11 protein-coding genes are annotated in these 16,225 nt (G+C 72.2%); 7 read left to right on the forward strand and 4 right to left on the reverse strand.

Features of this window, described 5'->3' with window-relative positions; all coding sequences use genetic code 11:
• Positions 1-92 precede the first annotated feature (92 nt).
• The gene (locus tag F9278_RS34940; protein WP_152171866.1) at positions 93-3,017 is read left to right on the forward strand and encodes a helix-turn-helix transcriptional regulator; all 2,925 of its coding nucleotides are present in this window, start codon (positions 93-95) and stop codon (positions 3,015-3,017) included.
• Here the strand turns inward: F9278_RS34940 and F9278_RS34945 are convergent, their stop codons facing one another.
• Positions 3,018-4,637, reverse strand: coding sequence for an MFS transporter (locus tag F9278_RS34945; RefSeq protein WP_152171867.1), 1,620 nt, complete (start codon positions 4,635-4,637; stop codon positions 3,018-3,020).
• A 98-nt stretch (positions 4,638-4,735) separates the two neighbouring features.
• Between F9278_RS34945 and F9278_RS34950 the strand changes: the two genes are divergently transcribed.
• Positions 4,736-5,368 carry a TetR/AcrR family transcriptional regulator gene (locus F9278_RS34950; RefSeq protein ID WP_152171868.1) on the forward strand — a complete coding sequence of 211 codons (633 nt, stop codon included), beginning with the start codon at positions 4,736-4,738 and terminating at the stop codon, positions 5,366-5,368.
• A 28-nt stretch (positions 5,369-5,396) separates the two neighbouring features.
• On the opposite strand, the gene F9278_RS34955 is transcribed toward F9278_RS34950, so the two are convergent.
• Positions 5,397-7,196, reverse strand: coding sequence for a serine/threonine-protein kinase (locus F9278_RS34955; protein ID WP_152171869.1), 1,800 nt, complete (start codon positions 7,194-7,196; stop codon positions 5,397-5,399).
• Between the two features lie 107 nt (positions 7,197-7,303).
• Complete coding sequence (locus F9278_RS34960) at positions 7,304-8,470, reverse strand: PucR family transcriptional regulator (RefSeq protein ID WP_152174314.1); 1,167 nt, start codon at positions 8,468-8,470, stop codon at positions 7,304-7,306.
• 176 nt (positions 8,471-8,646) lie between these two features.
• On the opposite strand from F9278_RS34960, the gene F9278_RS34965 reads away from it, so the two are divergent.
• The 3 genes from F9278_RS34965 (at position 8,647) to F9278_RS48295 (ending at position 11,801) form a co-directional block, all read left to right on the forward strand.
• Positions 8,647-9,627, forward strand: a complete 981-nt coding sequence (locus F9278_RS34965; RefSeq protein WP_152171870.1) for a proline dehydrogenase family protein — start codon at positions 8,647-8,649, stop codon at positions 9,625-9,627.
• 83 nt (positions 9,628-9,710) lie between these two features.
• Positions 9,711-11,342, forward strand: coding sequence for an L-glutamate gamma-semialdehyde dehydrogenase (gene pruA / locus F9278_RS34970; protein WP_152171871.1), 1,632 nt, complete (start codon positions 9,711-9,713; stop codon positions 11,340-11,342).
• A 327-nt stretch (positions 11,343-11,669) separates the two neighbouring features.
• Entirely contained in the window at positions 11,670-11,801 is a 132-nt protein-coding gene (locus tag F9278_RS48295; protein ID WP_005479955.1) for a hypothetical protein, read from the forward strand.
• Between the two features lie 91 nt (positions 11,802-11,892).
• On the opposite strand, the gene F9278_RS34980 is transcribed toward F9278_RS48295, so the two are convergent.
• Complete coding sequence (locus tag F9278_RS34980; RefSeq protein ID WP_152171872.1) at positions 11,893-13,509, reverse strand: purple acid phosphatase family protein; 1,617 nt, start codon at positions 13,507-13,509, stop codon at positions 11,893-11,895.
• Positions 13,510-13,662: 153 nt separating this feature from the next.
• On the opposite strand from F9278_RS34980, the gene F9278_RS34985 reads away from it, so the two are divergent.
• Complete coding sequence (locus F9278_RS34985) at positions 13,663-14,706, forward strand: 3-isopropylmalate dehydrogenase (RefSeq protein WP_152171873.1); 1,044 nt, start codon at positions 13,663-13,665, stop codon at positions 14,704-14,706.
• A 271-nt stretch (positions 14,707-14,977) separates the two neighbouring features.
• A complete protein-coding gene (locus tag F9278_RS34990) occupies positions 14,978-16,063 on the forward strand; it encodes a branched-chain amino acid aminotransferase (RefSeq protein ID WP_152171874.1) in 1,086 nt (361 codons plus the stop codon).
• The last annotated feature ends 162 nt before the right edge of the window (positions 16,064-16,225 follow it).

A 16,225-nucleotide genomic window follows, 5' to 3' on the forward strand; every position in this document is an offset into this window, starting at 1 on the left:
CGGCTCTTCAGGGGCGCGGGGAACTGCGCGACCAGCCCCCACCCACCCGCACCCGCCCACGCACCCCCTGACCCACGTGCCAGGATGGTGCCGTGGGGCAGAGCATCGTGTACGCGCCGTTCGTCGGCCGAAACGCCGAGATGGCCCGGCTGAGGGACGTCGTGGACCGGGCCGTCGACGGGGAACCCCGTGCCGTGCTGGTCGCGGGGGACGCGGGTGTCGGGAAGAGCCGGACGCTGGCGGAGGCCGCGGCGTACGCGGAACAGCGGGGGACCGTCGTCTTCACCGGGCACTGCGTGGACCTCGGGGATGTCGGTCTGCCCTATCTGCCGTTCACCGAGATCCTGGGCGCCCTCGCCGTCGACGAGCGGTTCGCGCCGCTGCTGGAGGCGCACCCGGCGACCGCCCGCCTCCTCGGCGGCGGAGCCGACGGCGTCGACCGGCTCCAGCTCTTCGAGGGCGTCGCCGCCCTGCTGACGGACCTCACCGCCACCACCCCCGCCCTGCTCGTGCTGGAGGACCTGCACTGGGCCGACCAGTCCTCACGGGACCTGCTGCGCTTCCTGCTCAGCCGGGGCGTCCTCCAGCGCCCCACCCCGGGCACCCCGCCCCACCGCCTCGCCGTCTTCGCCTCCTACCGCGCCGACGACCTGCACCGCCGCCACCCGCTGCGCCCCCTGCTCGCCGAACTGGTGCGGCTGCCCGCCGTGGAGCGGCTGGAGCTGCGGCCGATGCCGGACCCGGAGGTCGCGAGGCTGGTGCGTTCGCTGCGCGCCGAGCCGCTGTCCGAGGCCACGGTCGGCAGGATCGTCGAGCGGGCGGAGGGCAACGCCTTCTACGCCGAGGAGCTGTTGGCGGCGACGGCGGACGAACCGGGCGCGGTCCTGCCGAGCGGGCTGGCCGACCTCCTGCTGATCCGGATCGAGCAACTGCCCGGCGCCGCCCAGCAGGTGCTGCGCACCGCGGCCGTGGCGGGCCGCCGGGTCGGGCACGACCTGCTGCGGGAGGCCGTCCAACTCCCGGACGAAGAGCTGGAGTCGGCGCTGCGGGAGGCGGTCGGCCGGCAACTGCTGCTGCCGGGCGAGGGATCGACGTACGAGTTCCGGCACGCGCTCACCCGGGAGGCGGTCTACGCGGATCTGCTGCCGGGCGAACGGGTGCGCCTGCACGGGGTGTTCGCCAAGCTGCTGGCCCGCCGGGGCCGGGTGGGGGAGAGCGCCGAGCGCGCCCACCACTCGCGCGAGAGCCATGATCTGGCCGACGCGCTGGCCGCGTCCGTCGAGGCCGCCGACCACGCGTCCGGGATCGGGGCGCCCGCCGAGGAGCTGCGGCATCTGGAGAGCGCCCTCGATCTGTGGTCGTCCGTGGACTGCGGGGCCCGGCCCCGGGACCTCGACACGGTCACCCTGACGCTGCGCGCCTCGTCCGCCGCCGCGCGCGCCGGGGAGAACCACCGCGCGGTCTCCCTGTCCCGCTCGGCGCTCGCCGGAACCGGCGCGGACGCCGACTCCGAACTGGCCGCCCGGGTGCGCTACACCCTCGCCGGCGACCTGATGCGGGTGGACAACCTGGAGGCCGCGTTCCGGTACAGCAGCGAGGCGCTGGCGATGATCCCCGCCGAACCCCCGTCCCGTACCTGGGTGTGGGCGGCGGCCACACATGTGATGGCGGCGCGATACGTGGGGCAGGACGAGGAGGCCGGGCGGGTCGCGCGCGAGGCGCTGGAGGTCGCCGGGCGGCTCGGACTGGCCGACGCCGAGGCCGACCTGGCCATCTCCGTCGTCGGCCTCGACCCCCGGCGCAACCGCCGCACCCCGGAGGGCCGGGCACGGCTGAAGGACGCCCGTGAGCTGGCCCGGCGCGCGGGCAACGTCACCGTGGAGATGCGCGCCCTGTTCAACCTCGCCGTCGGCTGCTTCGAATCCGGCGACCTCGACGAATGCCTCGGCTGGCTCTCCGAGGGCCTGTACCGGGCGGGCCGCACCGGGCTGCTCTCCTCCCCGTACCCGGTCGAGATGCGCTACCTCCAGTCCCTGTGCCTGTACACGCTGGGCCGCTGGGACGAGTGCGTCCGCTCGGCCGCCGACGCCGACCGGCTGCCCTCGACGGCAGGGTACGCGCTCGGCCCCGCCCTGTACGTCGCCCTCGCGCGCGGCGACGAGAGCGCGGCGGAGCGGGCGCGGGCGCTCCTGGACGGGCCGTACGACTTCATGGCCGCCCTCGTCGCGGCGATCGTCCTCACCGAGGCGGCCGTCCTGCGGCACGATCCCGAGGCCGCGGTCGCCCGGTTCCGTACGAGTGTCGCCGTCCTCACCGAGCAGATCGGCGCCCGGCCCGACGCGACCGTCCGCCTCGCCGCGCTCGCCCTCGGGGCCGTCGCGGACGCGGTGACGGAACGGCGGTCGGCCGGGGACGAGGAAGGGGTACGGCACTGGGCCCCCACGGGGGAGGAGCTGGTGCGGGCCGCGCGGATCACCGCCGCCGAGGGGGAGGACGGGGGACGGCAGGGCCCGGAGGGGCTGGCCTGGCTGGCGCGGGCCGAGGCCGAGTGGACGCGGGTGACGACCGGCCCCGACGTGGAGGGCTGGCGCAGGGCGGTGGACGCGTTCGCGTTCGGTGATCCCTACGAGGGCGCGCGGTGCCGGCTGCGGCTGGCGGAGGCGCTGTTGGGGGCGGGCGAGCGGGAGGAGGCCGGGGCCGAGGCGCGGGCGGCGCGGGAGACCGCCGACCGGCTGGGGGCCGTGGCGCTGCGCGCCGACCTGGACGCGCTGATCCGCCGGGGACGGCTCGCGGGCGGCCCGGCGGCCGGGGACGTACCCGCGCTCACCTCCCGGGAGAGCGATGTCCTGCGGCTCCTCGCGCTCGGGCGCACCAACCGGCAGATCGGTGACGAGCTGTTCATCACCGGGAAGACGGCGAGCGTGCACGTGTCCAACATCCTGGCCAAGCTGGGCGCGGCGAGCCGCACGGAGGCGGTGTCCATCGCGTACCGGGAGGGTCTGATCACGGCGGGCTGATCAGGACGGGGTGGTCGCGGCGGGCTGGTCATGTGAGGGCTGGTCGCGGGCGGGTTGATCGCAGGTGGGCTGTTCGTGGGCGGGCTGTTCGTGGGCGGGCTCGCGTACCCGCACTCCGCGCAGCGCGCCGACCGTCAGGACCGCCGCTGTCAGCAGGACGACGGCGCCGGCCGTCGCCGCGCCCTGCATGCCGGTGGTGAAGGCGGCTCGGGCGGCCGTCCTCAGGGACTCGGCCGCCGGGCCCGGCAGTTGGTCGGCCACCGCCAGGGCGCCCCCGAGGGTCTCGCGGGCCGGGGCGGGCGCGGTGGCCGGGATCTCGCGGTGGTAGAGGGCCGTGCCGATGGAGCCCAGGGTGGCCATGCCGAGGGCGCCGCCGAACTCCTGGCCGGTCTCCAACAGGGAGGACGCGGAGCCCGCGCGCTCGACGGGGGTGGCACCGAGGGCGAGGTCGGTCATCTGCGCGAACACGGCGACGATGCCGGCGGCGAGGATTCCGGCGCCGGCGAGGACCAGCCAGAGGGAGTCGGTGCCGGCCAGGGCCAGCAGCGCGTAACCGCACGCGGCGGTCGCGAAGCCCCCGGACACGACGTGGGCCCGGTTCGCGCCGCGCCGCACGAGGAGCGTGGTGACCGGCGCGGCCACCCCGACGAGTACGGAGGGCAGCAGCCCCCACAGCGCGGCCTCCAGTGAGCTCTTGCCGAGGACGGACTGGAGGTACTGGGTGGTGAAGTAGACCGAGCCCAGCATCCCGAAGGCCGCGACGAGGTTCAGGACGAGGGCCGGGGTGAAGCCGTGGCCCCGGAACAGCGCGGGGGAGACGAGAGGGGAGGCCGCGGTGCGCTGGCGGTGGACGAACAGGGCCGCGAAGAGCAGACCGACGGTCACGGACAGCACGTACCGCACGTTCCAGCCCTCCGACGGGATCTCCTTCAGGCCGTAGATCACCGGCAGCACGGCCGCCATCGACAGGGGGACGCTCAGCAGGTCGAAGCGGCCGGGGGCCGGGTTCCGCGACTCGGGGAGCAGGAGCGGGCCGAGGAGCAGCAGCAGGGCCATCGCGGGCAGGTTCACCAGGAAGACCGAGCCCCACCAGAAGTGCTCCACCAGCACACCGCTGAGCACCGAGCCGAGGGCGACACCGCCCGCCATCACGCCCGACCAGATGCCGATGGCCTTCGCCCGCCGGCCGGGGTCCGTGAACATCGTCCGGGTCAGCGCCATCGTCGACGGCATGAGTGTCGCGCCGCCGACACCGAGCACCGCGCGGGCCGCGATCAGTGTCTCGGCGCTGTTCGCGTACGCGGCCACCAGGGACGCCGCGCCGAACGCCGCCGCGCCGATCAACAGGAGCCGGCGGCGGCCGACGCGGTCACCGAGCGAGCCCATCGTCATCAGCAGTCCGGCCAGCACGAACGCGTAGATGTCGAAGATCCACAGGAGTTGGGTGCCGCTCGGTTCCAGATCCGCGCTGAGCGCCGGGACGGCGAAGTACAGCACCGAGACATCCATCGAGACCAGCAGCAGCGGAAGCATCAGCACGCCGAGGGCGGTCCATTCGCGGCGTCCGGCGGGTCCGCGCGGGGTGTCGGGGGCGGGTGGGCTCGTGGGGTTCGTCGTCATGGAGGTGACTGTACGGACGTCTTATACGTTCGTCTAGTACGCTTGTATAAAACGGCCGTCTTGGACGCTTGTATGGCCCGCGGGCTACGCTGACCCGCATGGGACACCGTGAGGATCTGCTGGAAGGCGCCAAGCGCTGCCTGCTGGAGAAGGGGTTCGCGCGGACGACGGCGCGCGACATCGTCAAGGAGTCGGGGACCAACCTGGCCTCGATCGGCTACCACTACGGCTCGAAGGACGCCTTGCTGGCGCAGGCGTACGTGGCGATGGTCGAGGAGATCTCGGACACCTTCGACGGCGGCGAGGCGGTCGGGAGCGACAGCGCGCCCGGCTCGGTCGAGCGGTTCCGGGAGGTGTGGGCGAACGCCGTCGCGACCATGCGGGAGCCGGGCTCCATGTGGCGGCTCAGCATGGAGGTGCTGGCCATGGGGGACCACTTGCCGGAGGTGCGCGAGCATCTGGCGCGAGCCCAGCGGGAGGGGGCGCGCGGGATCGTGACGCTGTTCATGGGTGGCCGGGACGAGGACGTCCCGGACTCGGCCGCGGACACCCTCGGCCGCTTCTACCTCACCCTCCTGCTGGGCCTGGTCGCCCAGTGGACCTTCGATCCCGAGAACGCCCCCGACGCGGAGGCCCTCACCGAAGGGCTCCGCCTGGTGATGGAGGCGGCGGCGGAGCCCGGGGCGGGCGGCGTCCAGGCCCTGGGCCGGACCGTCGTGCCGCCCGCCTAGGCCTTCGGCCGGACCGTCGTGCGCCCGCCTAGGCCTTCGGCCAGACCGTCATGTCCGCGGTGACGAAGCTGGCGTCGTGGTCCCCGAGCGCGGTCGACTTCACCTGGATCACCAGCAGGGCGATGTCTCCGGAGGGGTGCTTGACGCAGAACTCGCTGCCGGCCGCCGCGCCGGAGAGCGTGAAGCTGTGGCTCTTGGCACCGGACAGGGCGATACGGCACGTCTCCAGGGTGGCTCCGGGGTCGGCGTACATCATCGTGATCACGCTCTTGTCGCTCTCCAGCGCGCAGAGGATCTCCTCACAGGCGAGCCGGACGTCGCCCTTGCGGTCCTCGCGGGTCTCCCCGCTCCGGATGTCGACGGAGCTGGTCTGCGACAGGAACTGCATGGGGTAGGCGGTGGGTTGCGGGTCCCGGGGTGTGGTCGGGGAGGAGTCCGTCGTCCCGGACGTCCGTTCGCCGTCGGTCCCTCCGTCCGCCGTCCCCGAGTCCCCCTCTGATCCTGTCCCCGAGCCCGCGGCGGAGTGCGACGGGGACGCCGACGACCGTGCGGACGGGTCGCCGCCGGACGTCGAGGAGGAGGCCGTCTCCCGGGTGCGGTACCGGTCCACGCCCTCCTTGAGCGTCCAGCCCAGGCCGGTGAGCAGCAGCGCGCCGCCCAGCACGGCCACGGCCGTGATCAGCGCGGTACGCCGTCGCCGGGCGCGTCGCTGCTCCGGCCGTTCCGGCGTCGCGGGCCCGTTCGGCCCCATCGCCCTCATCGGGCCGTACGGGCTCATCGGCCCGTGCGGCACCATCGGGCCGGTCAGCACTATCGGCCCGTTCGGCACCATCGGCCCGAGCGGTGCCAGTGGCCCGTGCGGACCCATCGGTCGAGTCGGCGTCGGTTGCGGTATCGGGTGGGGGACGGTGGCCTGGTGGGCCGTCGGCGGGGGCGGGGGCGGGACCTCCGGTCCGGTGACCTCCCGCCAGACGGCCGGTCCGCCGCCCGCGCCGGCGTCCCCGCCCAGCCGGTCGCGGCACCACTCGACGACCTCCGCCGGAGTGGGCCGCCGCGCCGGATCGAGGGCGAGACATCGGGCCATCATCGGGCGGAGCGGCTCGGGCAGCAGGGACAGGTCGGGCTCCGAGTGCACGATCCGGTACAGCACGCTGACCGACGGCCCGTCGCCGTACAGCGGCTCGCCCAGGGCCGCGAACGCCGCCGTCTGGCCCAGCGCGAACACGTCGGTCGCCGTCGTGACATCGCCCCCGGTCGCCTGCTCGGGCGCCATGAACTGGGGGGTGCCGACCGCGGTGCCGGTGGCGGTGTGCGAGGTGAGGTCGGCGGCCACCGAGATACCGAAGTCGATCACCCGGGGCCCGTCGGCGGCCAGCAGCACGTTCGACGGCTTCAGATCGCGGTGCACGATCCCCTCGTCGTGGATGGCCTGGAGCGCCTCCGCCACCCCCGCCATCAGCCACAGCACGGCGGGCACCGGCAGCGGCCCGCGCCGGCCGACGGCCTCCGCCAGGGACGGGCCGGGCACATAGAGCGTGGCCAGCCAGGGCGGTACGTCGTCCGCGTCGGCGTCGATCAGCTCGGCGGTGTACGCGCCCCGCACCCGCCGGGCCGCCTTGATCTCCCGGCCGAACCGCCGCCGGAACGCCGGGTCGTCGGCCAGCTCCGGGCGGACCACCTTGATGGCCACCGGTCTGCCGCCCTGTGTGTGCGACAGATAGACCCTGCCCATGCCACCCGCCCCGAGCCGGGCGGCGAGACGGTAGCCCGCCACCTGTGGCGGATCGTCCGCCTGGAGCGGCCGGAACACCTCGGTCGCGTCGTTCAACTGCGCACGTCCCCCTGATCCCCTGATCCCCCATGCGCCGGTCCGATGATCCGGCCGACGGAAGCAGCCTAAGGGTTGTTGTGGGCATGCTGTTTCGAGTTGCGGACCTACGGCGTCGTCGTGAGCCGAGCCCCCTTGAGCGCCATGTGCAGCAGCAGCCGGTCCTCGCCCTCCGTGAGGTGCAGGCCCGTGAGCTGTTCGACGCGGGAGAGGCGGTAGTAGAGGGTCTGCCGGTGGATGCCCAACTCGGCGGCGGTGCGGCCCGCCTGCCCCGCGTGGTCGAGGAACGCCTCGGCGGTACGGGCGAGTTCGCGGTGGGCCGGGGTGAGGAGGAGACGTACGGAGGGGTCCTGGGGGATGCCGGGCGGCAGCGCGGTCAGGAGGCGGTACGGGCCGATCGAGCGCCACTCGGCGATCGGGCCGAGCCTCGGCTCCGCCAGCGCGGCGCGCGCCGCCGCCGAGGCCTCCCGCCAGTCGGTGCCCAGCGCGGCCAGGCCCGTGCGGGCGTCCGAGACACCGGCCGCCGCGTGCGCGCCCGCGCGCTCCAGCAGTCGTGCGGCGGCCGTGAGTGCCGGGGCGGGTACGTCCGCCGAGCGCAGCCGCACCAGCAGGGCCAGGCCCTGGCCCGCCGTGCCCCACGGCACCGTGCACAGCGCGGTCGCCCCCGGCACCGTACGGAAGGACGGGGCGTCGTCCGGATCGGCGGACGGCCAGGGGGCCACGCACACCATCGTGTGGACGCCGTCGCCGCGCGGGCCGAGGGCGGCGCGCAGCTCTGCCACCGCCATGTCGCGCTCCCAGTCGCGCGCGGTGGTGAGCACCGCGCGCAGCTCCCGGGTGAGGTCCGCCCCGGCCTGGGCCTCGTCCGCGAGGAGGGCGCCGATCCGGGAGGCGACGGCCATGGCGGCGGTCAGCTGGGCGTCGGTCGGGCCCGGATCGTCGTCCAGGAGCCAGACGTACCCGAGGACGACACCCCGATGGCGTACCGGGAGGCAGACACGGCCCCGGAGCACTCCGGCCTCCGGGGTCGGCGGGATACGGACCGGGCCCGTCGCCCGGGTGATGCCGAAGCCCTCGAACCACTCCCGTACCGCCGTCGTCGAGCGGCGGGTGAGGATCGAGCGGGTGCGGACCGGGTCCAGGGCCGACGGGTCGAGGTCGCCCTCGCTGTCGTACGCGCCGAACGCGATCAGCTCGAAGTCGCGGTTCTCCAGCGTCGCGGGGGCGCCGAGCAGCCCGGAGATCTCGTCGACGAGGTCCTGGTAGCCACCCATGGGGTGGGGCGATGAGGTTTCCGGGGTCACCCGGGCATTGTCGCGTATTTCCCAGGAGCCTTCATACATCTGTCTGAGATCTGCGGCACGGATACGTGACAGCTGTCGATGGCCGGCGATGCGGGGGATCCTTAGGTTTCACGGTGGTTCTATCTGCTGGTTTGTGGAGGTGCCCCGTGCTGGGTCCCGTGATTCTCGCCGCGTCGCGCAGCGACCGGATGCGACGCCTGATCTCGGCGGCGCCCGTGACCAAGCAGGTCGTCGACCGCTTCATCCCCGGTGAACGGGTCGACGACATCGTCCCGGTCGTCCGGGATCTCACCGGCAAGGGCCTCGAGGTCACGCTGGACGTCGTCGGCGAGGACATCACCCGCCCGGAGCAGGCCGCCGCAGCCCGCGACGCCTATCTGGAGCTGATCGACCGGCTGAAGGAACTGGAGCTGGGCGACCGCGCCGAGATGTCGGTCAAGCTCTCCCTCTTCGGCCAGTCCCTCCCGTCGCCCACCACCACCCTCGGCCGAGGGCCCTCCGGGCCCGCCCCTGCATTTCCCGGCGGCCATGAGCTGGCCCTCGCCAATGTCCGGCCGGTCGTCGAGGCCGCCGCCGCGATCGGGACGACGGTCACGCTCGACGCCGAGGACCACACCACCCTCGACTCGATGTTCGCCATCCACGACGCACTGCGGCGGGACTTCCCGGAGACCGGCTGTGTCATCCAGGCCTATCTGTTCCGCACCGAGGCCGACGCCCGCCGCCTCGCCGAGAACGGCAGCCGGGTGCGGCTGGTCAAGGGCGCCTACAAGGAGCCCGCCGCCGTCGCCTTCCAGCAGAAGGCCGAGATCGACAAGGCGTACGTCCGCGTCCTGAGGATCCTGATGGACGGGGAGGGGTACCCGATGATCGGGTCCCACGACCCGCGCCTCATCTCCATCGCCCAGGAACTCGCCCGCCGGGCCGGGCGCAAGCTCGACGAGTACGAGTTCCAGATGCTGTACGGCATCCGCGGCGACGAACATCTGCGGCTCGCCGCCGAGGGCCACCGGATGCGGGTCTACACCGCGTACGGCACCGACTGGTACGGCTATTTCATGCGCCGCCTCGCGGAGAAGCCGGCGAACCTGCGCTTCTTCGCCCGCTCGATGGTCAGCAAGGGCTGAGCCGACACCACCCCCTGACGACACCACCCCCTGACGACACCGCCCGCTCACGACACCGCTCACGTCAAGGAGACATGGAAACCATGGACGCTGTGACCCAGGTCCCCACCCCCGTCAACGAGCCGGTGCACGGCTATGCCCCCGGCTCGCCCGAGCGCGCCCGGCTGGAGGCCAAGCTGAAGGAGCTGGCCGAGAACCCGGTCGATCTGCCGATGACCATCGGCGGGGAGAAGCGGATGGGCGGCGGCGACCGCTTCGACGTCGTACAGCCGCACAACCACAAGGCCCGCCTCGGCACCTACGGCAACGCCACCCGGCAGGACGCCCAGGACGCCATCGACGCGGCCCTCGCCGCCGCGCCCGCCTGGCGCGCGATGTCCTTCGACGACCGCGCCGCGATCATCCTGCGCGCCGCCGAACTCCTCGCCGGGCCCTGGCGCGAGACGCTCGCCGCCTCCACCATGCTCGGCCAGTCGAAGACCGCCCAGCAGGCCGAGATCGACTGTCCCTGCGAGCTGGTCGACTTCTGGCGCTTCAACGTCAAGTACGCCCGTGACCTGCTCGCCGAGCAGCCCCCGGCGAACTCCCCGGGCGTCTGGAACCGCCTCGACCACCGCCCCCTCGAAGGATTCGTCTACGCGATCACGCCCTTCAACTTCAGCGCCATCGCGGGCAATCTGCCGACCGCCCCGGCCCTCATGGGCAATGTGGTCGTCTGGAAGCCCTCGCCCACCCAGACGCACGCCGCCGTGCTGCTGATGCGGCTGCTGGAGGAGGCCGGGCTGCCCAAGGGCGTCATCAACCTCGTCACCGGCGACGGCATCGAGGTCTCCGAGGTGGCCCTCGAACACCGTGATCTCGCCGGCATCCACTTCACCGGCTCGACCAAGACCTTCCAGTACCTGTGGAAGACGGTCGGCGCGAACATCGAGAAGTACCGCTCCTACCCGCGGTTGGTCGGGGAGACCGGCGGCAAGGACTTCGTGGTCGCCCACCCGAGCGCCGACCGCGCCGTGCTCAAGACCGCCCTCACCCGGGGTGCCTTCGAGTACCAGGGGCAGAAGTGCAGCGCGACCTCCCGGGCGTACATCCCGGCGTCGATCTGGAACTCCGGCTTCAAGGAGGAGTTCGCGGCGGAGGTCGACTATCTGACCATGGGCGATGTCACCGACCTGGCGAACTTCGTCGGCGCCGTCATCGACGAACGCTCCTTCGCCAAGAACAAGGCAGCCATCGACCGTGCCAAGGCCGACCCGACCTGCACGATCGTCGCGGGCGGCTCCTACGACGACTCGGTGGGCTACTTCGTCCGCCCGACCGTCGTCGAGTGCACCGACCCGGCCAACGAGGTCTTCACCACCGAGTACTTCGGCCCGTTCCTCGCCGTGCACGTCTACGAGGACGACCGGTACGAGGAGATGCTGACCCAGATGGAGTCGGTGTCGGCCTACGCGCTGACCGGCTCCGTCATCTCGGGCGACCGGGCGGCGGCGGCGCACACGATGGAGAAGCTGCGCTACGCGGCCGGCAACTTCTACATCAACGACAAGTCCACCGGGGCGGTCGTCGGGCAGCAGCCGTTCGGCGGGGGCCGCGCCTCCGGCACCAACGACAAGGCCGGGGCCCCGCAGAACCTGATGCGCTGGACCCTGACCCGGGCCATCAAGGAGACCCTGGTCGCGCCGACGGACTACACGTACCCGCACATGGGCTGACATCGGCCACCGACAGCGGCGCCCGGCTCCTCCACCAGGGAGGTGCCGGGCGCCGCCATGTCCGACGAGATCATGGAAGCCGCAGGTCAACACGGTGTGACCCAACCCACCGTCTCAGATAGTAGGAAGTCCGACTACTTGTAGAGACAGACGCGCGCCCCTCACCTAGCTTTGTAGGAGCCGAACGTCTCGCTCGATCCAGCGAATGGCGGTCGTGAGCCGGAGCCCGAGGCAGGCAACCCCTGCGGCCCCGCTCCCCGCCCCACCCGGCGTCTCGTACACCTCCCGTTTCCGTACTCCGCAATGCCTCGAAGGAGTCGATTCCCCATGGCCGAGACGACCGTCCGCCGCCGAGTCCGTCACGTTTCGCGGACCACCGAGTCCGACCGCAAGAACGCTGCCGCCGCCCTCCAGCGCGCCCTCGACCGCAGGGACAACGGCGGTTCGACCGGGCACTGAGCGCCCCCACCAGCCGGGAGCCGCACCCGTTCGCGGTGCGGCGCGGCCGTGGGAGGACGACTCACGCGCCGCGCCGTACTCCGAAGCGGACTCAGCCGCCGCGCCGTACCTCGAAGTGGTCGATGCGCTCGCCGTCCTGGGCCAGTGCCGACACCTTCAGGGCCGGCCGCGCGCCGCTCTCCGCCTCGACCGAGAGCAGCGAGAAGCCCCGGTAGCGCACCCGCGACCACTCCACCGTCTCCGCCTTCGACCTGCGCGACCTGGTCCACTCGAAGGTCTCGACGGCCTCGTGGCGGGTGACGTGCCCCTCGTAGCTCTCCTTCACGCCGGACGGGAAGCCGTACAGATCGCGCCCGCCGCCGCCCGCCGTCACATACACGATCCCGTCCCGGGTCGGGTCGGTCGACGCGCCGATGGGGACCGCCCTGCCGACCGCGCCGTCCTTGACCGCGTCGGTCCGCTCGTAGACATGGTTGTGGCCGTTGATCACCAGATCCACCTGGTGCTTGGTGAACAGCGGCAGCCAGGTGTCGCGGATACCGCCGTCGGAGGCGTGCGCGGACGTCGAGTAGGCGCAGTGGTGGAAGAAGACGACGACGAAATCGACGCCCTTCGCCGCCCGCAGCTCACCCAGCTTCCTGTCCAGCCACTCGGTCTGCCGGCCGCCGGAGTAACCGAAGTTGGCGGGGATCTCGTACGACACGTCGTTCGCGTCCAGCGCCACGAAGCCGACGTTGCCGTAGGTGAACGCGTACACCCCCGGGGACGAGCGCGGGTCGAAGCCGTTGTCCGGGAGGGACCAGCGGGCGACCTGGCCGCCGTAGCCGTCCGGTGAGTACCAGGCCTCCATGTCGTGGTTGCCGGTCGTCACCATCCAGGGCACGGACCGGGCCACCGACTCGTTCTGCTTGAGGAACAGATCCCAGAACGCGGGGTCGTAGCCGTCCGACTCCACCCCCTTGCCGTTGCCGTTCGCGTAGCAGATGTCCCCGGCGTGCAGATGGAACGCGGGCTTCTGGCGGACGATCAGATTGTCGTTGGCCGCCGCGGCCTTGCCGACGCCCTGGTCGCCGAACGCGGTGAACACGAACTTCTCGGGCGAGGCGGGCGCGGTGCGGAAGGTGCTGATCGTGGAGCGGTGGGCCGGGGCGGCCGGGTCGAAGCCCTCGTGGCCGACGCCGTAGTAGTACGTCGTGCCGGGGCGCAGCCCGTCCAGGGCCGCGTGCAGGTAGTACTGGTCCAGCTCCAGGCGTACGCCGTCGACGCCCGGTGTGTGCAGGTCGCGGACCTCGGCGTCGATCTTCCGGCTCAGCTCGTCCGGCTTCGGCCCCACCCGGATGTACGGCTTCCGCACCGCGAGCGGCACCTGCCAGGAGATCCGCATCTCCGTCCTCGGGTCGGCTCCGAAGGCCAGATGGCGGCCGAAGGGGGTGACGGCGGCGCCGGGCAGCTTGGAGGTGGCGGGCGACGGGGACGAGGACGCCGAGGTCGTCGCGTTGGGCGAGGCCGACGAACCGGAACCGCCGCAGCCGGTCAGCAGTCCGCCCGCCGCGAGCGAGCCGGCCGTCACCAGGGTGCGGCGCCGGGTCAGCTTCGTCCGCAGGTACTCGTGCTGCTCGGCCATGCTCATCCGGCGCGCGAGCTGCGGCGGGATGCCGAAGTCGGGTACGGGGGGTCCGGGGGGTGTCCCCCTGGAAAGCAGGGTCATGTCGACGAAGTTCCCAGCGAATCCCAACACCCGCCCCCCGTACGGGTGAACGCGGGGTGACGTGTGGGCACCGTCACCTTCCGGCCACCCCCTCGTGCGTCCGTATCGCGGACACGTCATGTCATCCCCTGGGACAAGGAGTACGGTGCCGTCATGTCTCGCAGCCTCAATCTCGCAGTGATCCCCGGTGACGGCATCGGTCAGGAAGTCGTGGCCCAGGGACTCAAGGTCCTCTCCGCCGTCCTTCCGCAGGATGTGAAGCTGGAGACCAAGGAGTACGACTTCGGCGCCAAGCGCTACCACGCGACGGGTGAGACCCTCACCGACGCCGACCTCGACGCGCTGAAGCGGCACGACGCGATCCTGCTGGGCGCCATCGGCGACCCGAGCGTCCCCTCCGGGGTCCTGGAGCGCGGCTTCCTGCTCAAGCTCCGCTTCGCCTTCGACCACCACGTCAACCTGCGTCCGTCGAAGCTGCTCCCCGGTGTCGCCACCCCGCTCGCCGGTCAGCCCGAGATCGACTTCGTCGTGGTCCGCGAGGGCACCGAGGGCCCGTACACGGGCAACGGCGGCACCATCAGGAAGGGCACCGAGCACGAGGTCGCCACCGAGGTCTCCGTGAACACGGCCTTCGGTGTCGAGCGCGTGGTCCGCGACGCCTTCGCCCGCGCCCAGGCCCGCCCGCGCAAGAAGCTCACCCTCGTCCACAAGAACAATGTGCTGGCCTTCGCCGGTCACCTGTGGACGAACATCTTCAACAAGGTGGCCGAGGAGTTCCCCGAGGTCACCACCGACTACATCCACGTCGACGCGGCCACCATCTACCTGGTGACCGACCCGGCCCGGTTCGACGTGATCGTCACCGACAACCTCTTCGGCGACATCATCACCGACCTCGCCGCCGCCGTCTCCGGCGGTATCGGCGTCGCGGCCTCCGGCAACATCAACCCGTCCGGAGAGTTCCCGTCCATGTTCGAGCCGGTGCACGGCTCGGCCCCGGACATCGCCGGCCAGGCCAAGGCCGACCCCTCCGCCACGGTCCTGTCCGTCGCCCTGCTCCTGCGCCACCTCGGCTACGAGGCCGAGGCCGTGCGCATCGAGGAGGCCGTCTCCGCCGACCTCGCGGAGCGTGTCGGCAAGCCCGCCCGTTCGACGGACGAGATCGGCGACGCCCTCGCCGTACGAGTAGCCGGCTGACCTGCCGCGCTCACTCGAATTCTCCGAATTCCTCCGAAGCCGCCGGGTCGCACCTGCACCCGGCGGCTTTCGTATGTCCCCGCCGGGTGTCACCATCATCCCTGGGTCGTATTCACACCGTTTTCACGCCGTTTTCGTCCGCCGACTCCGCTTGCGATAATCGAACGCGGAGCCGCCGAATGAGGCAGTGCTCGGGCGTCCTAGCACTCGCCACCGGCGGTGCGGATGTGCACGCGGCCCGTCACACACAACCGGTGAAGGACAACCACTCATGACGACCACGATCGAGCTCAAGCCCTCCGCGAGTCCGCTCTCCGACGCCGAGCGCGACGCGGTCCTGGCCAACCCCGGCTTCGGCCGCCACTTCACCGACCACATGGTCGTCATCAAGTGGACCGAGGGCCGCGGCTGGCACGACGGCCAGCTCGTTCCGTACGCGCCGCTCTCCCTGGACCCGGCCACCATGGTCCTGCACTACGCGCAGGAGATCTTCGAGGGTCTGAAGGCCTACCGGCAGCCGGACGGGTCGGTCGCCACCTTCCGCCCGGAGAAGAACGCGGCCCGCTTCCAGGCCTCCGCCCGCCGGCTCGGCATGCCGGAACTGCCGGTCGAGACGTTCATCGAGGCCTGTGACGCGCTGGTGCGCCAGGACCAGGCCTGGGTCCCGGCCCACGGCGGCGAGGAATCCCTCTATCTGCGGCCCTTCATGATCGCCACCGAGGTCGGCCTGGGCGTCAAGCCGGCCGGCGAGTACCTCTTCCTGGTCATCGCCTCCCCGGCCGGCGCCTACTTCCCCGGTGGCGTGAAGCCCGTCTCCATCTGGGTCTCCGAGGACCACGTCCGCGCGGTCCCCGGCGGCATGGGCGACGCCAAGACCGGCGGCAACTACGCGGCCTCCCTGCTCGCCCAGGCCGAGGCGGCGGCCGAGGGCTGCGCTCAGGTCTGCTACCTCGACGCGGTCGAGCGCAAGTGGGTCGAGGAGCTGGGCGGCATGAACCTGTACTTCGTGTACGGCGACCGCATCGTCACCCCCTCCCTCACCGGCTCCATCCTGGAGGGCGTCACCCGCGACTCCCTGCTCAGCGTCGCCGCCGACCTCGGCCACACCGCCGAGGAGGGCCGGATCTCCATCGACCAGTGGCAGGCCGACTCCGAGAGCGGCGCCCTCACCGAGGTCTTCGCCTGCGGTACGGCCGCCGTCATCACCCCCGTCGGCACGGTCAAGCGCACCGGCGCCGCCTGGCAGCAGTCCGGCGGCGAGCCCGGCCCGGTCACCCTCAAGCTCCGCGAGGCGCTGCTGAACATCCAGCGCGGCACGGTCGAGGACAAGCACGGCTGGATGCACGAGCTGGGCTGACGCCGGCCGTACCTCCCCCTCGGCAGGGCCGCCGCGGACATCTCGTCCGCGGCGGCCCTGCCGCGTTCTGGCCCCCTTCCATTAGAGCGTTGCTCAATCGAGAGTCGCCTTCCTGCTTCGCGTTCTTCCTCGCGTGGGCCCCTCCTGTTTGGAGTGATGTTC

It is taken from the genome of Streptomyces phaeolivaceus (assembly GCF_009184865.1).
GTDB lineage: Bacteria > Actinomycetota > Actinomycetes > Streptomycetales > Streptomycetaceae > Streptomyces > Streptomyces phaeolivaceus.